Origin of the sequence: Parafilimonas terrae (assembly GCF_900115755.1) — a bacterium.
In the GTDB taxonomy this organism is placed as follows: Bacteria; Bacteroidota; Bacteroidia; order Chitinophagales; family Chitinophagaceae; genus Parafilimonas; species Parafilimonas terrae.
Genome location: NZ_FOXQ01000012.1, coordinates 81408 through 99176, shown reverse-complemented (window position 1 = coordinate 99176; position 17769 = coordinate 81408). Strand labels below are relative to the sequence as shown.

Annotated in this window: 18 protein-coding genes; 9 read left to right on the top strand and 9 right to left on the bottom strand. The window is 38.1% G+C overall.

Translation table 11 applies throughout. The features are described from left to right. Positions 1-45: 45 nt before the first annotated feature. Positions 46-999: a ribose-phosphate pyrophosphokinase gene (locus BM015_RS17090; RefSeq protein WP_090661427.1), complete on the bottom strand. Its 954-nt coding sequence runs from the start codon at positions 997-999 to the stop codon at positions 46-48. 72 nt (positions 1000-1071) lie between these two features. On the opposite strand from BM015_RS17090, the gene radC reads away from it, so the two are divergent. Both radC and BM015_RS17080 read left to right on the top strand, forming a co-directional pair. Beyond that, complete coding sequence (radC, locus tag BM015_RS17085; RefSeq protein WP_090661424.1) at positions 1072-1761, top strand: RadC family protein; 690 nt, start codon at positions 1072-1074, stop codon at positions 1759-1761. A 96-nt stretch (positions 1762-1857) separates the two neighbouring features. After that, positions 1858-2535, top strand: a complete 678-nt coding sequence (locus tag BM015_RS17080; RefSeq protein WP_090661420.1) for a hypothetical protein — start codon at positions 1858-1860, stop codon at positions 2533-2535. Here BM015_RS17080 and BM015_RS17075 read toward each other — a convergent pair. After that, positions 2530-3468: an NAD-dependent epimerase/dehydratase family protein gene (locus BM015_RS17075; protein WP_090661416.1), complete on the bottom strand. Its 939-nt coding sequence runs from the start codon at positions 3466-3468 to the stop codon at positions 2530-2532. The two genes, BM015_RS17080 and BM015_RS17075, sit on opposite strands and share 6 nt — an antisense overlap. Before the next feature lie 230 nt (positions 3469-3698). Between BM015_RS17075 and BM015_RS17070 the strand changes: the two genes are divergently transcribed. From BM015_RS17070 to BM015_RS17060, 3 genes are all read left to right on the top strand, one after another. Then, entirely contained in the window at positions 3699-4418 is a 720-nt protein-coding gene (locus BM015_RS17070) for a glycosyltransferase family 2 protein (protein WP_090661413.1), read from the top strand. After that, positions 4415-5035, top strand: coding sequence for a lipid-A-disaccharide synthase N-terminal domain-containing protein (locus BM015_RS17065; protein WP_090661410.1), 621 nt, complete (start codon positions 4415-4417; stop codon positions 5033-5035). The genes BM015_RS17070 and BM015_RS17065 overlap by 4 nt, the downstream gene beginning before the upstream one ends. 108 nt (positions 5036-5143) lie before the next feature. Then, a complete protein-coding gene (locus BM015_RS17060; protein ID WP_177191949.1) occupies positions 5144-6775 on the top strand; it encodes an ArnT family glycosyltransferase in 1632 nt (543 codons plus the stop codon). A 12-nt stretch (positions 6776-6787) separates the two neighbouring features. Here the strand turns inward: BM015_RS17060 and BM015_RS17055 are convergent, their stop codons facing one another. The 6 genes from BM015_RS17055 to gltX form a co-directional block, all read right to left on the bottom strand. Then, positions 6788-7228, bottom strand: coding sequence for a rhodanese-like domain-containing protein (locus BM015_RS17055; protein WP_090661403.1), 441 nt, complete (start codon positions 7226-7228; stop codon positions 6788-6790). Positions 7229-7369: 141 nt separating this feature from the next. Then, entirely contained in the window at positions 7370-8290 is a 921-nt protein-coding gene (locus BM015_RS17050; RefSeq protein WP_245751470.1) for a serine hydrolase, read from the bottom strand. Between the two features lie 9 nt (positions 8291-8299). Continuing rightward, positions 8300-8662 (bottom strand): hypothetical protein, encoded by a 363-nt coding sequence (locus BM015_RS21905; protein ID WP_245751469.1) that lies wholly within the window; start codon positions 8660-8662, stop codon positions 8300-8302. A gap of 51 nt (positions 8663-8713) precedes the next feature. Beyond that, positions 8714-10243 carry a glycosyltransferase family 39 protein gene (locus BM015_RS17045; RefSeq protein WP_090661400.1) on the bottom strand — a complete coding sequence of 510 codons (1530 nt, stop codon included), beginning with the start codon at positions 10241-10243 and terminating at the stop codon, positions 8714-8716. Positions 10244-10393: 150 nt separating this feature from the next. Beyond that, positions 10394-11212 carry a phytanoyl-CoA dioxygenase family protein gene (locus BM015_RS17040; protein WP_090661397.1) on the bottom strand — a complete coding sequence of 273 codons (819 nt, stop codon included), beginning with the start codon at positions 11210-11212 and terminating at the stop codon, positions 10394-10396. Between the two features lie 56 nt (positions 11213-11268). Next, on the bottom strand, positions 11269-12798 hold the full coding sequence (gltX, locus tag BM015_RS17035; protein ID WP_090661395.1) for a glutamate--tRNA ligase: 1530 nt from the start codon (positions 12796-12798) through the stop codon (positions 11269-11271). A gap of 155 nt (positions 12799-12953) precedes the next feature. On the opposite strand from gltX, the gene BM015_RS17030 reads away from it, so the two are divergent. The 4 genes from BM015_RS17030 (at position 12954) to BM015_RS17015 (ending at position 15636) form a co-directional block, all read left to right on the top strand. After that, positions 12954-13745, top strand: a complete 792-nt coding sequence (locus BM015_RS17030) for a helix-turn-helix domain-containing protein (RefSeq protein WP_090661393.1) — start codon at positions 12954-12956, stop codon at positions 13743-13745. Between the two features lie 81 nt (positions 13746-13826). After that, complete coding sequence (locus BM015_RS17025; protein WP_177191948.1) at positions 13827-14279, top strand: cupin domain-containing protein; 453 nt, start codon at positions 13827-13829, stop codon at positions 14277-14279. A gap of 28 nt (positions 14280-14307) precedes the next feature. Beyond that, on the top strand, positions 14308-14775 hold the full coding sequence (locus tag BM015_RS17020) for a carboxymuconolactone decarboxylase family protein (RefSeq protein WP_090661387.1): 468 nt from the start codon (positions 14308-14310) through the stop codon (positions 14773-14775). Between the two features lie 9 nt (positions 14776-14784). Further along, positions 14785-15636, top strand: coding sequence for an isocitrate lyase/PEP mutase family protein (locus BM015_RS17015; protein ID WP_090661384.1), 852 nt, complete (start codon positions 14785-14787; stop codon positions 15634-15636). A 95-nt stretch (positions 15637-15731) separates the two neighbouring features. Here BM015_RS17015 and BM015_RS17010 read toward each other — a convergent pair whose 3' ends face one another. After that, complete coding sequence (locus BM015_RS17010; RefSeq protein WP_090661381.1) at positions 15732-17744, bottom strand: M13 family metallopeptidase; 2013 nt, start codon at positions 17742-17744, stop codon at positions 15732-15734. Positions 17745-17769 lie beyond the last annotated feature (25 nt).

The window sequence follows — 17769 nt, the reverse complement described above, 5'->3', positions numbered from 1 at the left end:
TTGCAGCTCCCAATTTCCCAATTCCTCAACCTTTCAACTTATCAACTACTTGTCCCTCATCTGCGAGTGTATAAACAGGCTGGTGATGCTTTTGTTTTCGTAAGCGTTTCTTATTGCAATGGCAAAAAGATCGGCCACAGAAATAACTTTTATTTTGGAAGAAGCATTTTCTTTAAGCTGAATCGTATCGCAAACCACCAGTTCTTCCAGCACACTGTTTTCAATGTTCTGGTAAGCATTGCCGCTTAAAACCGGGTGCGTGCATAATGCTCTCACACTTCTTGCACCATTTTCTTTTAAAAGAGCTGCGGCTTTCGCCAGTGTACCGCCGGTATCAATAATATCGTCAATTAAAACAATATCCTTATCCTGCACATCGCCTATCAGCACCATGCTGGCTATTTCATTTGCCCGTTTGCGATGCTTGTCGCAAATAACCATTTCTGCATTAAAATAGCTGGCAATTTCCCTTACACGGTTGGTACTTCCCACGTCGGGGGCGGCAAAGGTAAGGTTTGGCAGGTTAAGTTTTTCTATATAAGGTATAAAAATTGCCGAGCTGTCGAGGTGGTCAACCGGTATATCAAAGAAGCCTTGTATTTGCGGTGCATGCAAATCCATAGTGATCACACGGGTGGCGCCGGCTTTTTCCAGCAATGAAGCCACCAGTTTGGAACCTATGGCCACTCGTGGCCGGTCTTTACGGTCCTGCCTTGCATAACCATAATACGGAATAACGGCAATAATTTTATAAGCGCTGGCGCGTTTGGCGGCATCTATCATCAGCAATAATTCCATTAAATTATCTGTAGGCGCGCAGGTGCTTTGTACTAAAAACACATAATCGCCACGAATGCTTTCAAGGAATATTGGCTGAAACTCGCCGTCGCTGAACTTTTGAATAATTACTTTACCGGATGCTGCGCCAAAACACTGTGTGATTTTAGCACAAAGTGCCTGTGAACCGGTACCTGAAAAAATCTTTACTGAAGGGCCCATAGTATAGCTTAATAGGGGCGAAGATAAAAATTCAAAAAAGAAATACTAATTTGAAGTTTCATATTTTTTACAATGCCTGAATCTTCCATTAAAAACTGGGCAGTTGACGACCGTCCCCGAGAAAAACTACTGCTAAAAGGTTATCATGCATTAAGTAATGCAGAACTGATAGCCATCCTCATTAACAACGGCACAAAAGATAAAAGCGCTGTGGACGTTTCCAAAAGCTTGTTAAATGCCGTGGATAACGACTTGCAAAAGCTTGGAAAGCTCTCTGTAAAAGAAATTTTAAAATTAAAAGTAAAAGGTATTGGCGAGGCAAAAGCCATTGCTATTACTGCTGCTTTGGAACTTGGGTTGCGGCGTGATGTTGCAGCAAAGAAATTGAATATCGTTATTCATAGCCGCGATGTTGCAGCTTATCTGAGGGCGCAGTTTCAATATAAGCAACACGAAATTTTTGCTGTAGTGTATTTAAACCGCGCCAATAAAATAAAACATTCGGAAATTGTGAGCGAAGGCGGTATTACCGGTACCGTGGCCGACCCACGCATTATTTTAAAGAAAGCCCTTGAAAACGATGCCACAAGCATTATTCTCTGCCATAACCATCCCAGCGGCAGTTTAAAACCCAGCCGCGCCGATGAAGAACTGACGAAAAAAATAAATGAGGCAGCCGCTTTTTTTGATATAAAAGTATTAGACCACATTATTGTAAGCGAAGATGGTTATTACAGCTTTGCAGATGAAGGACTGCTGTGAAATGACCGCTATATTCAATAGTTATAAAATCTCCATTTTGTTATTTACCTGCAACGATTTTGCAGATATTTGCAGACTGAATATTAAACTTTTACCATGCAAAGAAAAAAGCTGAGCGGTTTAGAAAAGATAGTTTTAAGTATTGTTTTTGTGCTGATGGTTATAGGAATTATTGCTGCCTGGGTAAATAAAACATGGTTTCTCGAAACCTATGTGGTTGAAGATGGGTTTATTGAAGATGTTACTTTAATCCCGCTTGCAATCTTAACATTAACCTGCTTCATCCTTTTGTTTAGATATGCCCGCAAAAAAAACGCCTGGTTTTTTCTCACCTATCTTTTTATTGCTTTAGGCAGCTTTTTTATTTTGGGGGAAGAGATAAGCTGGGGGCAACGCATTTTTGGTTTTGAAACATCAGAATATTTCCGGGAACATAATTCACAGGACGAAGAAAATATTCATAACCTGATTATAGGCGGCGAAAAGCTTAATAAAATAATTTTTACCGATGTGCTTATTGCCGGCGTTGCCATATATCTTATTATTATCCCCTTGCTGTATAGCAAAAAACCCGGGTTTAAAAATTTTATTGACAGGGCTGCTTTTCCTGTTGCGAGGCTTTATCAAATTATCGGTTGCCTGCTGGTTTTTGGTTTATCATTTTTAACGTTCGACAGCAAGGGCGCCGAGTTGCTGGAATTTGGGGGAAGCGCTATGTTTATGCTCATTGTTTTAAATCCTTTAAACAAAGCATCCCGCTCTTTAAAGTTATAGAAAGTTTTGCTTAAACCAGTTTAATTGCTGCTGCACACCTTCCTTTAAGCTTGTTTGAGGGTTATAATTAAGTAGCCGTTTTGCTTTATCTATAATAGCTTTAGTAGTGGTTTGATCGCCGGTGCGTGGCGGTATTATTTCAAAATTTATTTTATTGCCTGTTAATGCTTCAACGGTATCAATTCCCTCCCGTGTTGTGTATTGCATGCTATTACCAATGTTTATGATTTCGTTGTTTACGGTTTCTTCTTTGCCTATGACTGCTGCAATGCCATCAATAATATCTCCAACAAAACTAAAGCTGCGTGTGTGCTGCAGGCTGCCTTCAACCAATGTAAATGGCTCGTTTGTTAATGCCGAACGGATAAGTTTAGTATAAAGTTTATCCGGCCTTTCCCTTGGCCCATAAACAGAGTAAAGCCTGAGCGAACAGGCATTCAAAGTTTTCTTTCTGCTTTCTGCCAATGCTAATTGTTCGGCAGCAAGCTTTGTAATGCCATAATAAGAAACAGGTTCCGGAATAGCGGTTTCATCTTTGGTAGCATCCAATCCATAAACAGATGAAGTGGAAATATTAACAAAAAATTTCAGATGCTTTAATTGCTTCGCAAACTCTATAAGCTCATAAGTAGCAGTTACATTATTTGAAAGATATTCAGCGAACCCAGATTTCTCGGACAAGCCCGGTTGCGCCGCAAAATGAAAAATATAATCTATGTCTGCGGGTAATAATTTGTAGTCATTATGATTAGTAAGATCAGCTTCAATAAATGCAACTTTATCCTGCATGGACTGAAGGTTGAGCATCTTGAGCTCTTTCGGGTAAAAGGAAGATAAATTATCAACACCAATTACTTCGTGCTGCATCCCGGCGAGTTTCTCAGACATGTGCGATCCTATAAATCCTGCCGCACCCGTAACAAGTATTTTCATCTTAAATAAAAACTGCAAGTTAGTTATGTTTTAATTTTGCCGGTCATAATAAAAAGTTGAATGAAACCGGGCGCAATAATTTTTCCTACATAAAGGTGTTTATGGCGCGGTTACATGAGACCATATAAAAAACAAACTTGAACGAATGAAACCGGGCGCAATAATTTTTCTTACATAAAGGTGTTTATGGCGCGGTTACATGAGACCATATAAAAAACAAACTTGAACGAATGAAACAACCGGAATTGGCTATCATCATTCCTGTATATAACGAAGCAGAAAACTTACTGCGCCTGCAACAAGTTTTCGAGGCCTATTTTCCTCTGGCAAAAATTCCATCCAAGGTACTCTTTGTAGATGATGGATCGAAAGATAACAGCCTGCAAATGATTCGTGATATATGTAATGCTAATCCTCTTTTTACTTATATATCATTTGAAAAAAACTGTGGCCTGAGCGCTGCTATTAAAGCAGGGTTTGATTGTGCCGATACAAAATGGGTGGGTTATATTGATGCCGACCTGCAAACCACGCCTGAAGACTTTAATATACTGGCAGATTACTGCAATGAATATGACCTGGTAACCGGTGTGCGCACCGGCAGAAAAGATTCTTTTGTTAAAAATGCATCTTCAAAAATTGCCAATGGCATAAGGCGCAGTTTTACGCATGATGGCATGGATGATACCGGCTGCCCTTTAAAAATTATTAAGGCAGATAAAGCAAAAGCTATTCCTATGTTCAACGGCCTGCACCGTTTTTTACCGGCGATGATCTTATTGCAAAAAGGTAAGATTATGCAAATTCCTGTGCGTGCTTTTCCAAGGGTTGCCGGCAAATCAAACTTTCATTTATGGAACAGGCTTGCCGGCCCGCTGAGTGATTGCTTTGCTTATTTATGGATGAAAAGGAAATACATTAATTATACCATTGCAGAAAAGAAGTTATGAGTAACTGGATTGTGATTGGCATTGGTGCTTTGGCACAGATATTATTTTCAAGCCGCCTTTTACTGCAATGGATATTATCTGAAAAACAAAAGAAAGTGCTAACACCGGTTTTGTTTTGGGAGTTTAGTTTGCTGGCATCTTTCCTGTTGTTTGTATATGGCTATTTAAGGGATGATTTTGCTATTATGCTTGGTCAAACCATCACATATTATATTTATATACGCAATATGCAGTTGCAGCAGCAGTGGAAGAAACTTGCAATAATCCTGCGTATTTTTATTTATTGCTTTCCTCTTTTTATTTTGATATACGGCTATAATAATGGTATTTACGACCGGCATAAATTGTTTCATAATGAAAACATTCCTGCCTGGTTATTTATACTCGGCATCGTTTCGCAATTGCTGTTTACATTCAGGTTTATTTATCAATGGATATATTCAGAAAAAAGAAAGGAGTCGCACCTGCCTTTAGGTTTCTGGATCATTAGCCTCGCCGGTTCTTTTCTTATATTGATATATGCTGTATTAAGAAAAGATATCGTTTTGTTTGTTGGGCAGCTTACGGGTTTTATTGTTTACTTCCGCAACATTGTTATTATTAAAAAACATTCATGAAACCGCGCATGATATTTTTTTCTCACACAACTTGTCCCGACAAAGCGGGATGAGAATGCAGGAGCATAGCGCGGTTACATGAGACCATATAAAAACAAACTTGAACGAATGAACTCATTTGCTGAAAAATACCCGTTAGTTGTGCTGTTGGCTGTTTCAGTGCTGATGTTGTTTGTGCATCTTGGGTTGATACAAACAAATATTATGGAGGCAAGAAACCTCATAACAGCAAGAGAAATGGTAAACGATGGCCACTGGATATTTACAACCATGAATGGTTTGCCACGTTATGAAAAGCCGCCATTGCCCACATGGCTAACTGCATTTTTTATGATGCTTGGCGGTATGCACAATATGTTTGTATTGCGCTTGCCGGTTGCGTTGGTGTGCCTGCTGCTTGTATATTTTTTTTACAAACTGGTAAAACGCCTCCAGCCTGAAAATAACCAACCATTATATGCTTCGCTTATTCTTATAACATCCTTCTATATATTTTTTTCGGGGAGGGATAACCAGTGGGATATATACACACATGCATTCATGGTGGTAAGTATTTATTTTCTGTACAAGGTTTTCAACGAAAAGGAAAATCTTTTTTTGAATATTGCACTGGCAGCATTATTTACGGGCTGTTCCTTTCTGAGCAAAGGCCCCGTTTCATTATATGGATTATTTCTTTCTTTTTTGATTGCTTATTTTATTGTTTATAAACAGAAAGTTGGTAAAAATTTATTGTTGAGTTTAATTGTTCTTGCTATTGGTTTGGCAATAGGCCTTTCATGGCCGCTGTATGTAAAATATTTTGATCCTTATGCCGGAACAGCTTTGTCGAAGCAAACACAAAACTGGGGAAATTATGAAGTAAAACCCTTTTACTATTATTGGAGCTTCTTTACTCAAAGCGGATTATGGACAATTCCATCTTTTATTTCGCTTATGTATTTCTATATGCGTAAGCGTGTAAGTAATGTGAAAGCTTATACATTTTCTTTTTTGTGGACGATGGCATCGCTGCTGCTTTTATCATTCATCCCTGAAAAAAAAGTGCGTTATATAATGCCTGTTTTAATTCCACTGGCAATGAATACAAGCTTTTATATTCAATACCTGGCACTTTCTTTTAAACAAATAACAAACAGGTATGAAAAAGCTGTTGTTTATTTCAGTTTCGGGCTGGTTGCGTTTATAGGGTTGGCCGTTCCGTTTGTTAGCTTTTTTTTATTGAAAGCGAAGCTTGAAAATTATATTGGCTGGTACATATTGCTTGTGATAATTTCTTTTACCTGTTCGTTTGTAATAATAAAAGGATTAAAACGAAAGCATTTTATACAGGTATTTTACGCCTCTGTTTTTTTTATGTGTGGTATTGTAGTTACACTTATTCCAATATCAAAAATATTTTACACAAACAGCAATTATTTTGATGCAGCTAACCTGCACAACATTGAAAAAAAATACAACATAAAAACGTTTGAAGGCGATGGTTTTGTTCCTGAAATAATATGGAGCTATGGAAACCCAATATCAAATATAGCTGATGGCAATTCGGTTAAAATGCCCGCTGATGCTGCGTTTGGATTGCTGGTTTACCCTGATAAAGCAAATAAATTAATGCACGTGTTTAATAACTACAGTTTTACGCAGCTTGCTACAGTTGATTTAAATGAAGTGCCTGCAGAAAGTAAGCAACATAATAAAAGGATTGTAAAGAATTACTACCTCGTAAAAAGATTAAAATAAAAGGCTGCCACATTATTCCGTAACGGGATAGCCTTTATTTATCCAGTCTATTTTAAGATTATCAGGCAGGTTTAAAAGATAAAAGTTTGTAAACTGCATTTCCTTTAAAACATCAATGGCAGGCCGCACATTAGGACAATGTTCATAAGGGCAGCAACCGCAGTAAACAACAATTTTGGCATCTTTCTTTAAAGCATTTAGCTGCGTTTTAAATTTATCCATGTTTTCTTTTTCACTTACCATTCCAACATTAATTGCGCCGGGTATAGTGTTAAAAGGGCCAACGCTGATGATGACAACATTACTTGTTTTGTTCTTCATAATGTCTGCCAGTTCTGATGGCTGCATCAGTTGCTTATCAGTCCAGTTTACCGGTTTCTGTGCGCTTGTATGAAATGTGCAAAATGAAGTAAGCAGCAACAGGGATATTTTTACAAACAATAATTTTTTCATTCGTTTAAGTTTATTTTTTCAATGGTCGAATGGAACCTCGCTATGCACATCCCCGTGTGAGGAAAAATTATCATGCCCGGTTTCATTGCAATAATTTATTCAACACAAATGCTTTCAATACTGCGAAGGTATTATCTCTGTTTAATTATCTGCATCTTTAATTGAAGGCCTTGTATCATCAGGATTGCGTTTTTCATATTGAATTATAAAATCATTTAACCCGGGTGTATATTTTCTTTTGCGCTTTAATTCATAACTGTAAATGGTTTGGCCAAGCTGGTAAAGAAACGGGTGGCCGATCGTTTCATAATCATATTTATTATCATTCAAAACACCATCGCTGTTAACATAAACAGTTGCGGCCAGCATAAACTCAATATTGTTTTTAAAATCTGCTATATATGAAGCATCAGTTAAAAAACCGTAAGCCCATCCTACTTTATTAAACACACGAATATTTGGCGGCATTGAATGATGAACACTATCCTGGAAGAAAAATTTTACATAACTATCGTAATACTGCGATGTATCATATTTGGGATAATTTGTTTCGGACGGGAACTGCGATAAAAATTGTTTGAGAAAAGTATAATCATCTTTTGCAAGATGGAATCGTTGTTTTTCAGGAACCGATAATGGGAATAAAATGGATTGCAATATTTGCTGCAGATCTTCTAATGGAAGATTATTTACGCTTGTAAAATCTATCGGTTCGTTTATCAAGCTATCATTGCTGTTAAGATGCGCTTTTCCAATTTTTACAGTGTGTGAATAATCAAACGAATCCGTATTGTATTGCATAGGTTGATGATAAATAACCTTTCCATCTTTATCAATAAAATTGATTGGATTGGTATGCCGGTTTTCATCATCTGTATATCCCATAAATTGCCTTGTAATTCTTGTGTGTATATAACCCTTTGCGTGCAGTTTCCGGTTAATGCTTTGCTGGCCAACAAACTGGTACATACGGTTGTAAGCATCATTGTCACTTATCAAAAAAGCTTTTCTTATAAACTGCGCAATAGATGGATAATTATTTTCTGATGTGCTGTCGTACAATTCTTTTTCCTACCGCTGATAAGCGCTGTCAAATTGCAGGGATGTAAATTTATTAATGCCCGGCATTTTTATTTCATTCAGCTTTTCTAACGATAAAGCGGCCAGTGGAAGTTTTACGGTTGATGCCGGATTAAAATAAAATAGAGAATCTACATTAAAATAGTAATTAGTAAAAGAAGGTTTGTTGTTTTTATCCCTGTTTATCTGCGTGTAGATTATTTGTAAACGATATTCATCCGGATGAGATAAAACCGCTTGAAAAAGACTATCTGTATTTTTTAATAAAATGCGCTGAAGCAGCACGTCTGTTTTATGCTGTGCATGAAGCGCACAGGAAACAGTAATGAAAATAAAAAGAAATATTTTTTTCATAATGAATAAATGTTGTTGCAACGGTCTGATGCTGTAGTCGCCTCATTGCTTTTAATATTTGAACTCAGCTTTATCTTTTTCTATTTTTTGTTTAAAGAATTTTCGAAAATTATCATCAGCGCCTATAAAAACATAAATGTAATCTCCTTTCTCCCTGGCAAATTTATTTGTGATGCTATCCGTTTTTGTAACAGATGTAAACCCCTTTGCAAAATCATGTTGTTTTTCATCCGGGTCGTCTGAAACCAATATAAAATTTTCTATCTGTAAACTTGTGGGCAACCAATATAGAAAGCTTGCATTGTCGCTGTAAGCCTCGGGTAAATTGTATTTGCGTGCATAATAATTTATAGCGCCTGCCATGCCATAATTATTACAAAATATAACCGTGTTTTGCCTCTCTGAATCATCAAGTGCATGATATGCTTTGGCTACTTTTTGCGCCATTTCTTCCCAGCCCTGCATATCTGCAAAGTCTTGTGGAAGAGAATGGTCTTTTAAATCTTCCCATTTTAAAGTACCGGTTTTTGCAATGTTCATCTTTACATATAAATCAGCAAGCGGTTGCGGCGGCAATACCGGCAATAAAATTGGTACAACAAATAAACCAAACCCAACTGCAAAAATTACAAAAGCGTAACGCAAATATTTTCTTTGTGTAGCAGTAAATTTTTCAAGTGCTGTTGCGCCAAAAGCAAATAATGGTGGATAAACACCGGCAGCATAATAACTTTTGCCATGGCCCATCAATAATAAAATGATTACAAACAAATAAGCAAGGCCAATAAAACGATATTGTTTTGATGAAAGAGCATTAAAAAGTCCTGTGAGCCAAACAAAAAAACATGGAAACATAAGCAGCAATTGGTCGGTTAAAAAACCTGCCGGGTTTATGTATTGCAGTTGCGTTTGCTGCAGTTCATTCATGTGCACAATAACAGGAAAATGATTTTGCCACTGCCAGATAATATTGGGCAGAAAAATAAGAAAGCCAATGAGCGAAGCATACCAAAAATGCTTATTAAAAAAAACAATGCGGTGTTTTGTAAACAGCAATGCAAGCAAAATGCTTACGGTATAAAATGCAACAGAATATTTACTCAGCATGCCCAGGCCAACACTAATGCCAAATACATACAACCATTTATTTTTTTCAGTTTGAACGAAGCGGATAAAACTGAATGCTATCAGCGTCCAGAAAAATATTTCGGGCGCATTTGGCTGAAACAAAAAAAACATTCTTAAATAAGCGCCAAATAAGAAAGAAAGGAATAAAAGTATTAATGCAAACGATTTGCCGCCGAGTGATTGAATAATTTTGCCTGCAACGATAAATGTTGCTGCGCCGAATAAAGAAGGCCATAGTTTTACCCAAAACATGCCGCCGCCAAAAAGGTTTGTAAGCCATGCAAAAATGGAAAGCATAGGCGGCACTTCCATAAAACCAAAAGCAAGGTGATGACCTTCCGCCAGGTATAAAAATTCATCGCGGTGCGGTTCGTAAACGGGATGTTGCAATAAATAAGGGATGATAATTCTAAGCAGTGCAAGCGTGTATAAAAGCGTATTGTTTTTTTTCATGCTGAATATAGTCTTGCTCAAAAATCGCTAATATTTTTTGAGCCGGGATACCGCTGAACAAATAAATGCCTTTATGAAGTTGCAACTTAAACACAGCGAAGCATTATGCAAATGCAGCAAACAATTTTTTATTCAAATAAAAAATTGCAGTTATAATACTAAGGGGTTTAATTCTGAATCAGCCGAAGATCCAACAGGTTTGCCGGCCAGCCAGGTTTTCAAATCGTTTTCCTGCCATTTATTTTTTGGCGCAGTAATTCTTGCATCATCAGCGAGGTAAATAACTGTCATTATCTCACGCATAATATTGGAATTGTTGCCAGGCGCATTATGAATAGTAAAACCATAATGCCATGTTGCATCGCCTGCATTCATGGTGGTGGCACGGGATATTTCAAACTTATTATCCTTCACATATTTATCAAACTCTTCTTCAGATTCATCTGATATTTCATAATCAAACACGCTGCCGTTTACATGAGAGCCGGAAGCAAACGTAAGCATGCCCATATCAACCGTTATATCCACCAGGGGCATCCACATAGTGATTGTATTGGTTGTATCAACGGGCCAGTAATATTGGTCCTGGTGCCAGGGGGTGGGGCCGCCGCCGGGTTCTTTATACAAAGCCTGGTCGTGGTAAATACGCACATTTTTAACGCCTAATAAATCGGCGGCTACTTTTGCAAAACGTTTTGACAAAACAAATTTTTTAACCGAATCATCGTTGCGCCACAAATTCATGATCTGCAAAAAAGCTTTGCCATACGTATCGCGGTCTTCCATTTTGCGCTTTTCCGTATTGTATTTTTCTGCAGCATTCCTTATCACGGCATGATAAGCTTCAACCTCTTCTTTGTTTAATAAACCTCTTGTAAGTGTATGGCCCTTTTCACGAAATTTTTTTATAGTTTCTTCAGAAATTTTTATCTCGTTATTTATATCGGGCAATGAAGTGTTTGTAAGCATATCGTTTTTTTTATCAAAAATAACAGATAACAGTTGATAGTGCCCATAACATCAGTCTATCCATTAAGCTCACTGCTTAATAATGATAATGTATGTTTTATGCGATTAATTGTTTCTTTTTTACCCAATACTTCGGCAATATTAAATACATGCGGGCCAAACTTGCCGCCCACCAACATTATACGTAAAGGAAGCAATACATCGCCCGGTTTTATCTGGCTGGCGGCTGCCAGTTCCTTAAATGAATTTTCAAGCTCCTCATGGTTCCATAATGTTGACAGCCCATACACATGGATTAATTCAGCAAAAAATTGTTGCTTGTGTTCATTCCATTTCGGCTTGATGGAATTAATATCAATTTCTTTTGGCGATTGAAAAAAGAATGAAGATTGTTGCACAAAATCGGGCAATAAAGTACAACGGTCTTTAACCAGTTCAATAGCGGTTTTTAATTTTTCATCATCATTCACTTCAACGCCTGCATTAATCAGCAAAGGTTTTAAAGTGAGTTGCAGACTATTAACTGTTGACCGTTTTATCCATTCATGGTTGAACCATTTTGCTTTTTCATAATCGAACTTGGCGCCGGCTTTATGCACCCGTTCAATAGAAAACTTTTTTATCAATTCTTCTATTGTAAAAATTTCCTGTTCCGAACCATCGTTCCAGCCTAATAGAGCGAGAAAGTTAATGAAGGCTTCGGGCAAAAAACCGCGTTCACGAAAACCGGCTGTAAGTTCACCTGTTTTAGGGTCTGTCCAGTTCATAGTAAATACGGGGAAACCTAAACGGTCGCCATCGCGTTTACTTAATTTACCCTTGCCATCGGGTTTTAATATCAATGGCAAATGCGCCCATTCAGGCATATTTTCAATCCCGAATAAATATTGCCATAATAAGATATGAACCGGCGAAGAAGGCAGCCATTCTTCACCGCGAAAAGCGTGTGTTATTTTCATTAAATAATCATCTACCACAACTGCAAGATGATATGTAGGCATGCCATCTGCTTTTAATAAGACCTTATCATCCACCTGTGATGTATTAAAATTTACAGCGCCGCGGATCATATCAACAAAACCAACAGTTTCATCATGCGGCATTTTTATGCGTGTAACATGCGGTATATTTTCAGCTAATAATTTTTGTACGGCATCTTCATCCAGCGTTAATGAATTTTTCATTTCACTGCGGGTTAACTGGCTGTATTGAAAATTGGGGACAGTTTTTCTTTTCTCTTCCAGCTCAGCAGGCGTATCAAATGCATAATAAGCTTTACCTTCTTTCACCAGTTGCTCTGCGTATTGCTTATACAATTCTTTTCTTTCGCTTTGGCGATAAGGTGCATATCCGCCGCCGTGCAAAACGCTTTCATCAGGCTCGAGCCCACACCATTTCAAGCATTCAAAAATGTACTCCTCCGCGCCTGGCACAAAACGGTTTTGGTCGGTGTCTTCAATGCGCAAAATAAAATCACCGTTATTATGTTTTGCAAAAAGATAATTGAATAACACGGTACGCATACCGCCAATGTGCAGGCCGCCTGTGGGTGAAGGCGCAAAACGCACCCTTACTTTTTTGTTCATGGCGCAAATGTACCGCACCATAAAACCCTCTCCAAAAGGGGAAAGCAAAAACTTTTATTACCCGGAGTGATACAGGAGACTTTCACCTGTAATGGGCAATACTGTCTTCTTCGAAGCGTTTTGCATTGCCTGAAAATATTACCGAAGTTTGCTGCATGATTGAGCTTAAAACATTCGGCAATCACAGTGAGATCAGCCATCCGCGCCGTGTTAGAAAATACGTGCTTATATGGTGCAATAAAGGTGGGCTTACCATTGTTGTGGATGAAAAAGAATTGCAGTTAAGCCAATATGATGTGCTCACTATTACATCAGGTCAAATTCATTACATAAAAGAATGGAAAGATGCGGATGGCTTTATTCTTGAATTTACGCTTGATTTTTTTTGCAAGACTGACAATGATATAGAACTTATTTTTCAAAATGGTTTGTTCTGCCATTTTGATATGAACGAAGTTATTACCATCCCAAATCATGCGGGCATTCAGTGGAACCTTTTACAGATACAGCAGGAACTGGAAGCGCAGCCTTTTCAATACCTCATTACCATTCATTCGCGCATTGAATTAATATTGGTGGAAATAAACCGCGCCAAGATTGAACACGGAGATGAAATATGGAAACCCGATGCGCTGTTCCTCAAATTCCTCGAACTGGTTCGCAGCAATTTCAAACATAATTATTCATTATCTGAAATTGCCCGCATGCTGGGCACTACAGAAGCAAGGTTAAATGAACAATCGAAATTGCATACAGGCAGAACGGCCCAGAATGTTATATATGGTTTAATTGCATCAGAGGCCAAACGGTTGCTTACCTATCAAAACCTCACCGTAAAAGAAGTGGCTTATGAACTGGGTTTTAATGATCCGTTTTACTTTTCTAACTTCTTTAAGAAATACGCCAATGTTTCTCCTAAGCTGTATCAGCAGCAATTCTCAATTTAAAAAATTACATGCTTTTCCCGGGATTGTCTATTCCCTGCAAATGCTTTGTGCGTGAGCTTTGCAGTGAATAAAACAATGAACATGGAATTTCAAAAAGCAACAATTATCCGGGCTGCAGATAAAGACGGTGTGAAGATGCCGCGCAGCGAATATGTATTCCATCTGTCATCTTATCCCGCACAACAAAACCTCGGCTTTTATGAAGGCTATTATCCAAATACTGCATTGGAATATAATACGCATTATCATAAAAAAATGACAGAAATATTTACAGTGCTTGAAGGAACATTTTCTTTTATGCTTAATGGTGCAGCAACAGTTTTTCATCGCGGAGATACAGCCATCATTCCGCCTATGTCGCCACATGGGTTCAAACCTTTAGAGCAGGGCAGCAGGCTGCAGTTTATTTTCACAGGTGCAGGTAACAGAGAGGATTTCTTTAAAAGCCTTGAAAGCATTGCCCATGGCAAATTGCAATTAAACCCAAGTGAACGCGAAGCATTCTTCAACAGTCACGATCAATATTTTTTCTGATCAATCTTCTTAACAATAAAACATAAACATGAAACAAAGAATTAATTTTGGCAAGGTATTACCTGCCGCTTACAATGCAATGGAACCACTGGATGCACTTACAGATAACTCATCCATTAATAGAGAATACCGGGAACTGATAAGGATACGTGCATCGCAGATAAATGGTTGTTCTTACTGCACAGATGCCCATTCGCATGATGCGTTGAAAACAAATGTGCCATTGCAAAAAGTATTATTGGTAAGCGCATGGAGAGAAGCAGGTGATGTATTTAATGAAGAAGAAAAACTGTTATTCAAAATAACGGAAGAAGTAACGCTGATACATAAGGGTGGCTTAAGCGATGAAACTTATACAAGGGCAATTGATGTATTTGGAGAGCAATTAATGGTTGAAATTATTATGGCTGTTATTACCATCAATGCATGGAACAGGATTGGTGTTGTATCACAGCTTCATCCGCCTGTAAGAAATATCAGCGCTGCATTAAACTAAATAAAATATATGTTCAACACCGCAATAACACAGGCAGAAAAGGCAAAGGCTTTGCATAGCCTGCATCACTCAGGAAAATTATTGTTGCTGCCGAATGTATGGGATGTGCTTGGCGCCAGGCTTTTGGAAGATACAGGTTATAAAGTTATAGCTACAGCCAGTGCGGCTGTAGCTTATTCCAATGGATATAACGATGGCGAACAAATTCCTTTTACGGATGTATTACGCATTCTTACAGCCATTGCAGGGAGTGTGCATGTTCCTGTAACAGCCGACATTGAAAGTGGTTATGCTGAAGACGAAAATCAGCTTGAACATAACATCAGGCAACTTATTAAAACAGGAATCGCAGGTATTAATATAGAAGATACAGATAAAAAAGCGCATACTTTATTGCAGGCAGATGTTCAATGCAGGAGAATAAAGCTTATAAAAGAAATAGCGCTTGATATGGATGTGCCTTTATTTATAAATGCAAGAACAGACACCTTTATACATGCACAAAGTTTTCATTCTTCACAGCAAATGATTGATGAAACTGTAAAAAGGGGCGGGGCTTATAAAGATGCAGGCGCAGACTGTTTTTATCCTATTCTTATACATGAACAGGCACATATAAAAACGGTTGTTGACGAATTGAAAATGCCCATAAATATTTTGATGATACCGGGTATTCCCGGTTTACAAACATTGGAACAAATGGGCGTGGCAAGGGTAAGCCTCGGCCCCGGTTATTTGAAATATGCTTTAAAAGCAATGAAAGATATTGCCTTTAAATTGTTAAGCTTTGAAGGCGTTGAAGAGATTACTGGGAACGATATTACAAGCGACTATCTCAAACACCTGGTCACAGTACGATGATTAAATATTAAGTGCTTTATTGTCCGCAAGCTGATAATGAAAGATCGCCGGCAATTGCCGGCGATCTTTCATTAAATGTATTTATAGAAAAATGCTTACCATATATAAATCCTGTCTTTTTCCGGCAGATACATTTTCTCACCCGGCTGCACATTAAAGGCATCATAAAAATGCGGATTATTCATGAGCGGGCCGTTTACACGCCACATAGGCAAAGAGTGAGGATTATTATTCACCCATAACCGCATAAATTCATCTTTCATTTTTACACGCCAGATTCTTGCAACGGAAATAAAGAACCGCTGGTCAGGTGTAAAGCCCCCGATTTTTGTTGTATCATGCCCTTCTTTCGTCATTTTAAATGCATCATAAGCAACAGCAACACCGCTTATGTCTGCTGTATTTTCGCCAACAGTCATTGCGCCTTTAATATGCACGGTATCTAAAACAGTGAAGGTGTTATACAAATCTATTACCTGTTGTGTTTTTGTTTTGAACTTATCATAGTCTTCTTCCGTCCACCAGTTTTTTACATTGCCATCTTTATCAAATTGAGCGCCCTGGTCATCAAAAGTGTGTGTCATTTCATGGCCTATTACCATACCGATGCCGCCATAGTTAAGTGCATCATCTGCGTTGTTATCAAAATAAGGCGGCTGTAAAATGGCTGCCGGAAAAACAATTTCGTTGGCTGAAGGATTATTATATGCAGTTACGGTAGATGGCGTGGTAAACCATTCTGACCTGTCAACAGGTTTATTCAATTTTGCAAGCTGGTATTGATAATTGTTGGAAGCAGCTGCAACTACATTCTCAAAGTATTTATCCTTTGCTGTTGTTACATTGCTGTAATCTCTCCATTTGTCGGGATAGCCGATCTTTTTAGTGATAACAAATAATTTTTCTTTTGCTTTTGCTTTGGTGCTGTCGCTCATCCAGTCAAGTTTATCTACCCTTGCTGAAAATGCCTGCTGTAAATTATTCACGAGTTCCAATGCACGTTTCTTTGCATCTTCACTAAAATATTTTTTTACATACAACTGCCCGAGCGCTTCACCCAAAGACTGGTCAATAACGCTGGCTATTATTTCTCCGCGTGCTTTTTGCACAGCCTGTCCTGATATGACTTTATTAAACTCAAAAGATGCATCAACAAAAGGTTTGCTTAACACATCTGCATAATTATTGAGAGAATATGCTTTCAGATAAATTTTCCAATCGTTTATGGGAATAGTTTTTAAGACTGTATTGAGCTTATCATAATAAGCAGGTTGCGATACATCGATGGAATCTGTTTTTGCGCCAAGTTCATTCAACACATCCGTCCAGCCGATATTGGGTTGCCGTTTTGCAAGCGTTGCAACAGCCATCTTGTTGTAGTTGGCATTTATATCGCGTAATTCAATATTGGTTCTATGCGATGCGGCCAGTTGTTTATCGATGTTATAAACAATATCTGCATTCCTGCTTGCTGTTGCTGCATCGCTGCCTGTAAGTTCAAATAACTTAGCAAGATATGTTTTGTAAGCCTGCTGGATAGATGTGTTTGAAGCATCTGTGTTAAAATAATAATCTCTCTCCGGCAAACCAATGCCCGTTTGATAAAGATGGGCAATATTAAGGCTGCTGTTTTTGTTATCTGCACCCACATAAAAACCTATAACAGAATTATTGTAAGCCTTTGCTTCGTTTGCAACAAACTTCAATAAAGAAGCAACATCGGTTATGCTATCAATGCGGGTAAGTATTGGTTTAACCGGATCGTAGCCACGTTTATTAATGGTATTTGTATCCATACCTGAGGCGTAAAAATCGCCGAGTTTTTGTTCAATGCTTCCTGCTGAATTGCTTGCTTTTGAAACGCTGTCTAATATGCCCTGTAAGCGTAAGCGCTGCGGATAGTTCATAAACATATAAGCGCCAACGCCCGGCTGTGAAGGCGGTATCTGTGCCGTATCATACCACTTGCGGTTTACATACATAAAAAAATTATCGCCGGGTTTAATGGAAGAGTCGATGCCCTGTATATCCACAATATTTTTATCAGGGGTATTGTTACAGGCTGCTAATGCGAATACTGTTGCAATGAGAAATAATGATCTTTTCATAAACAGATGTTTTGTGTAAAAAAAA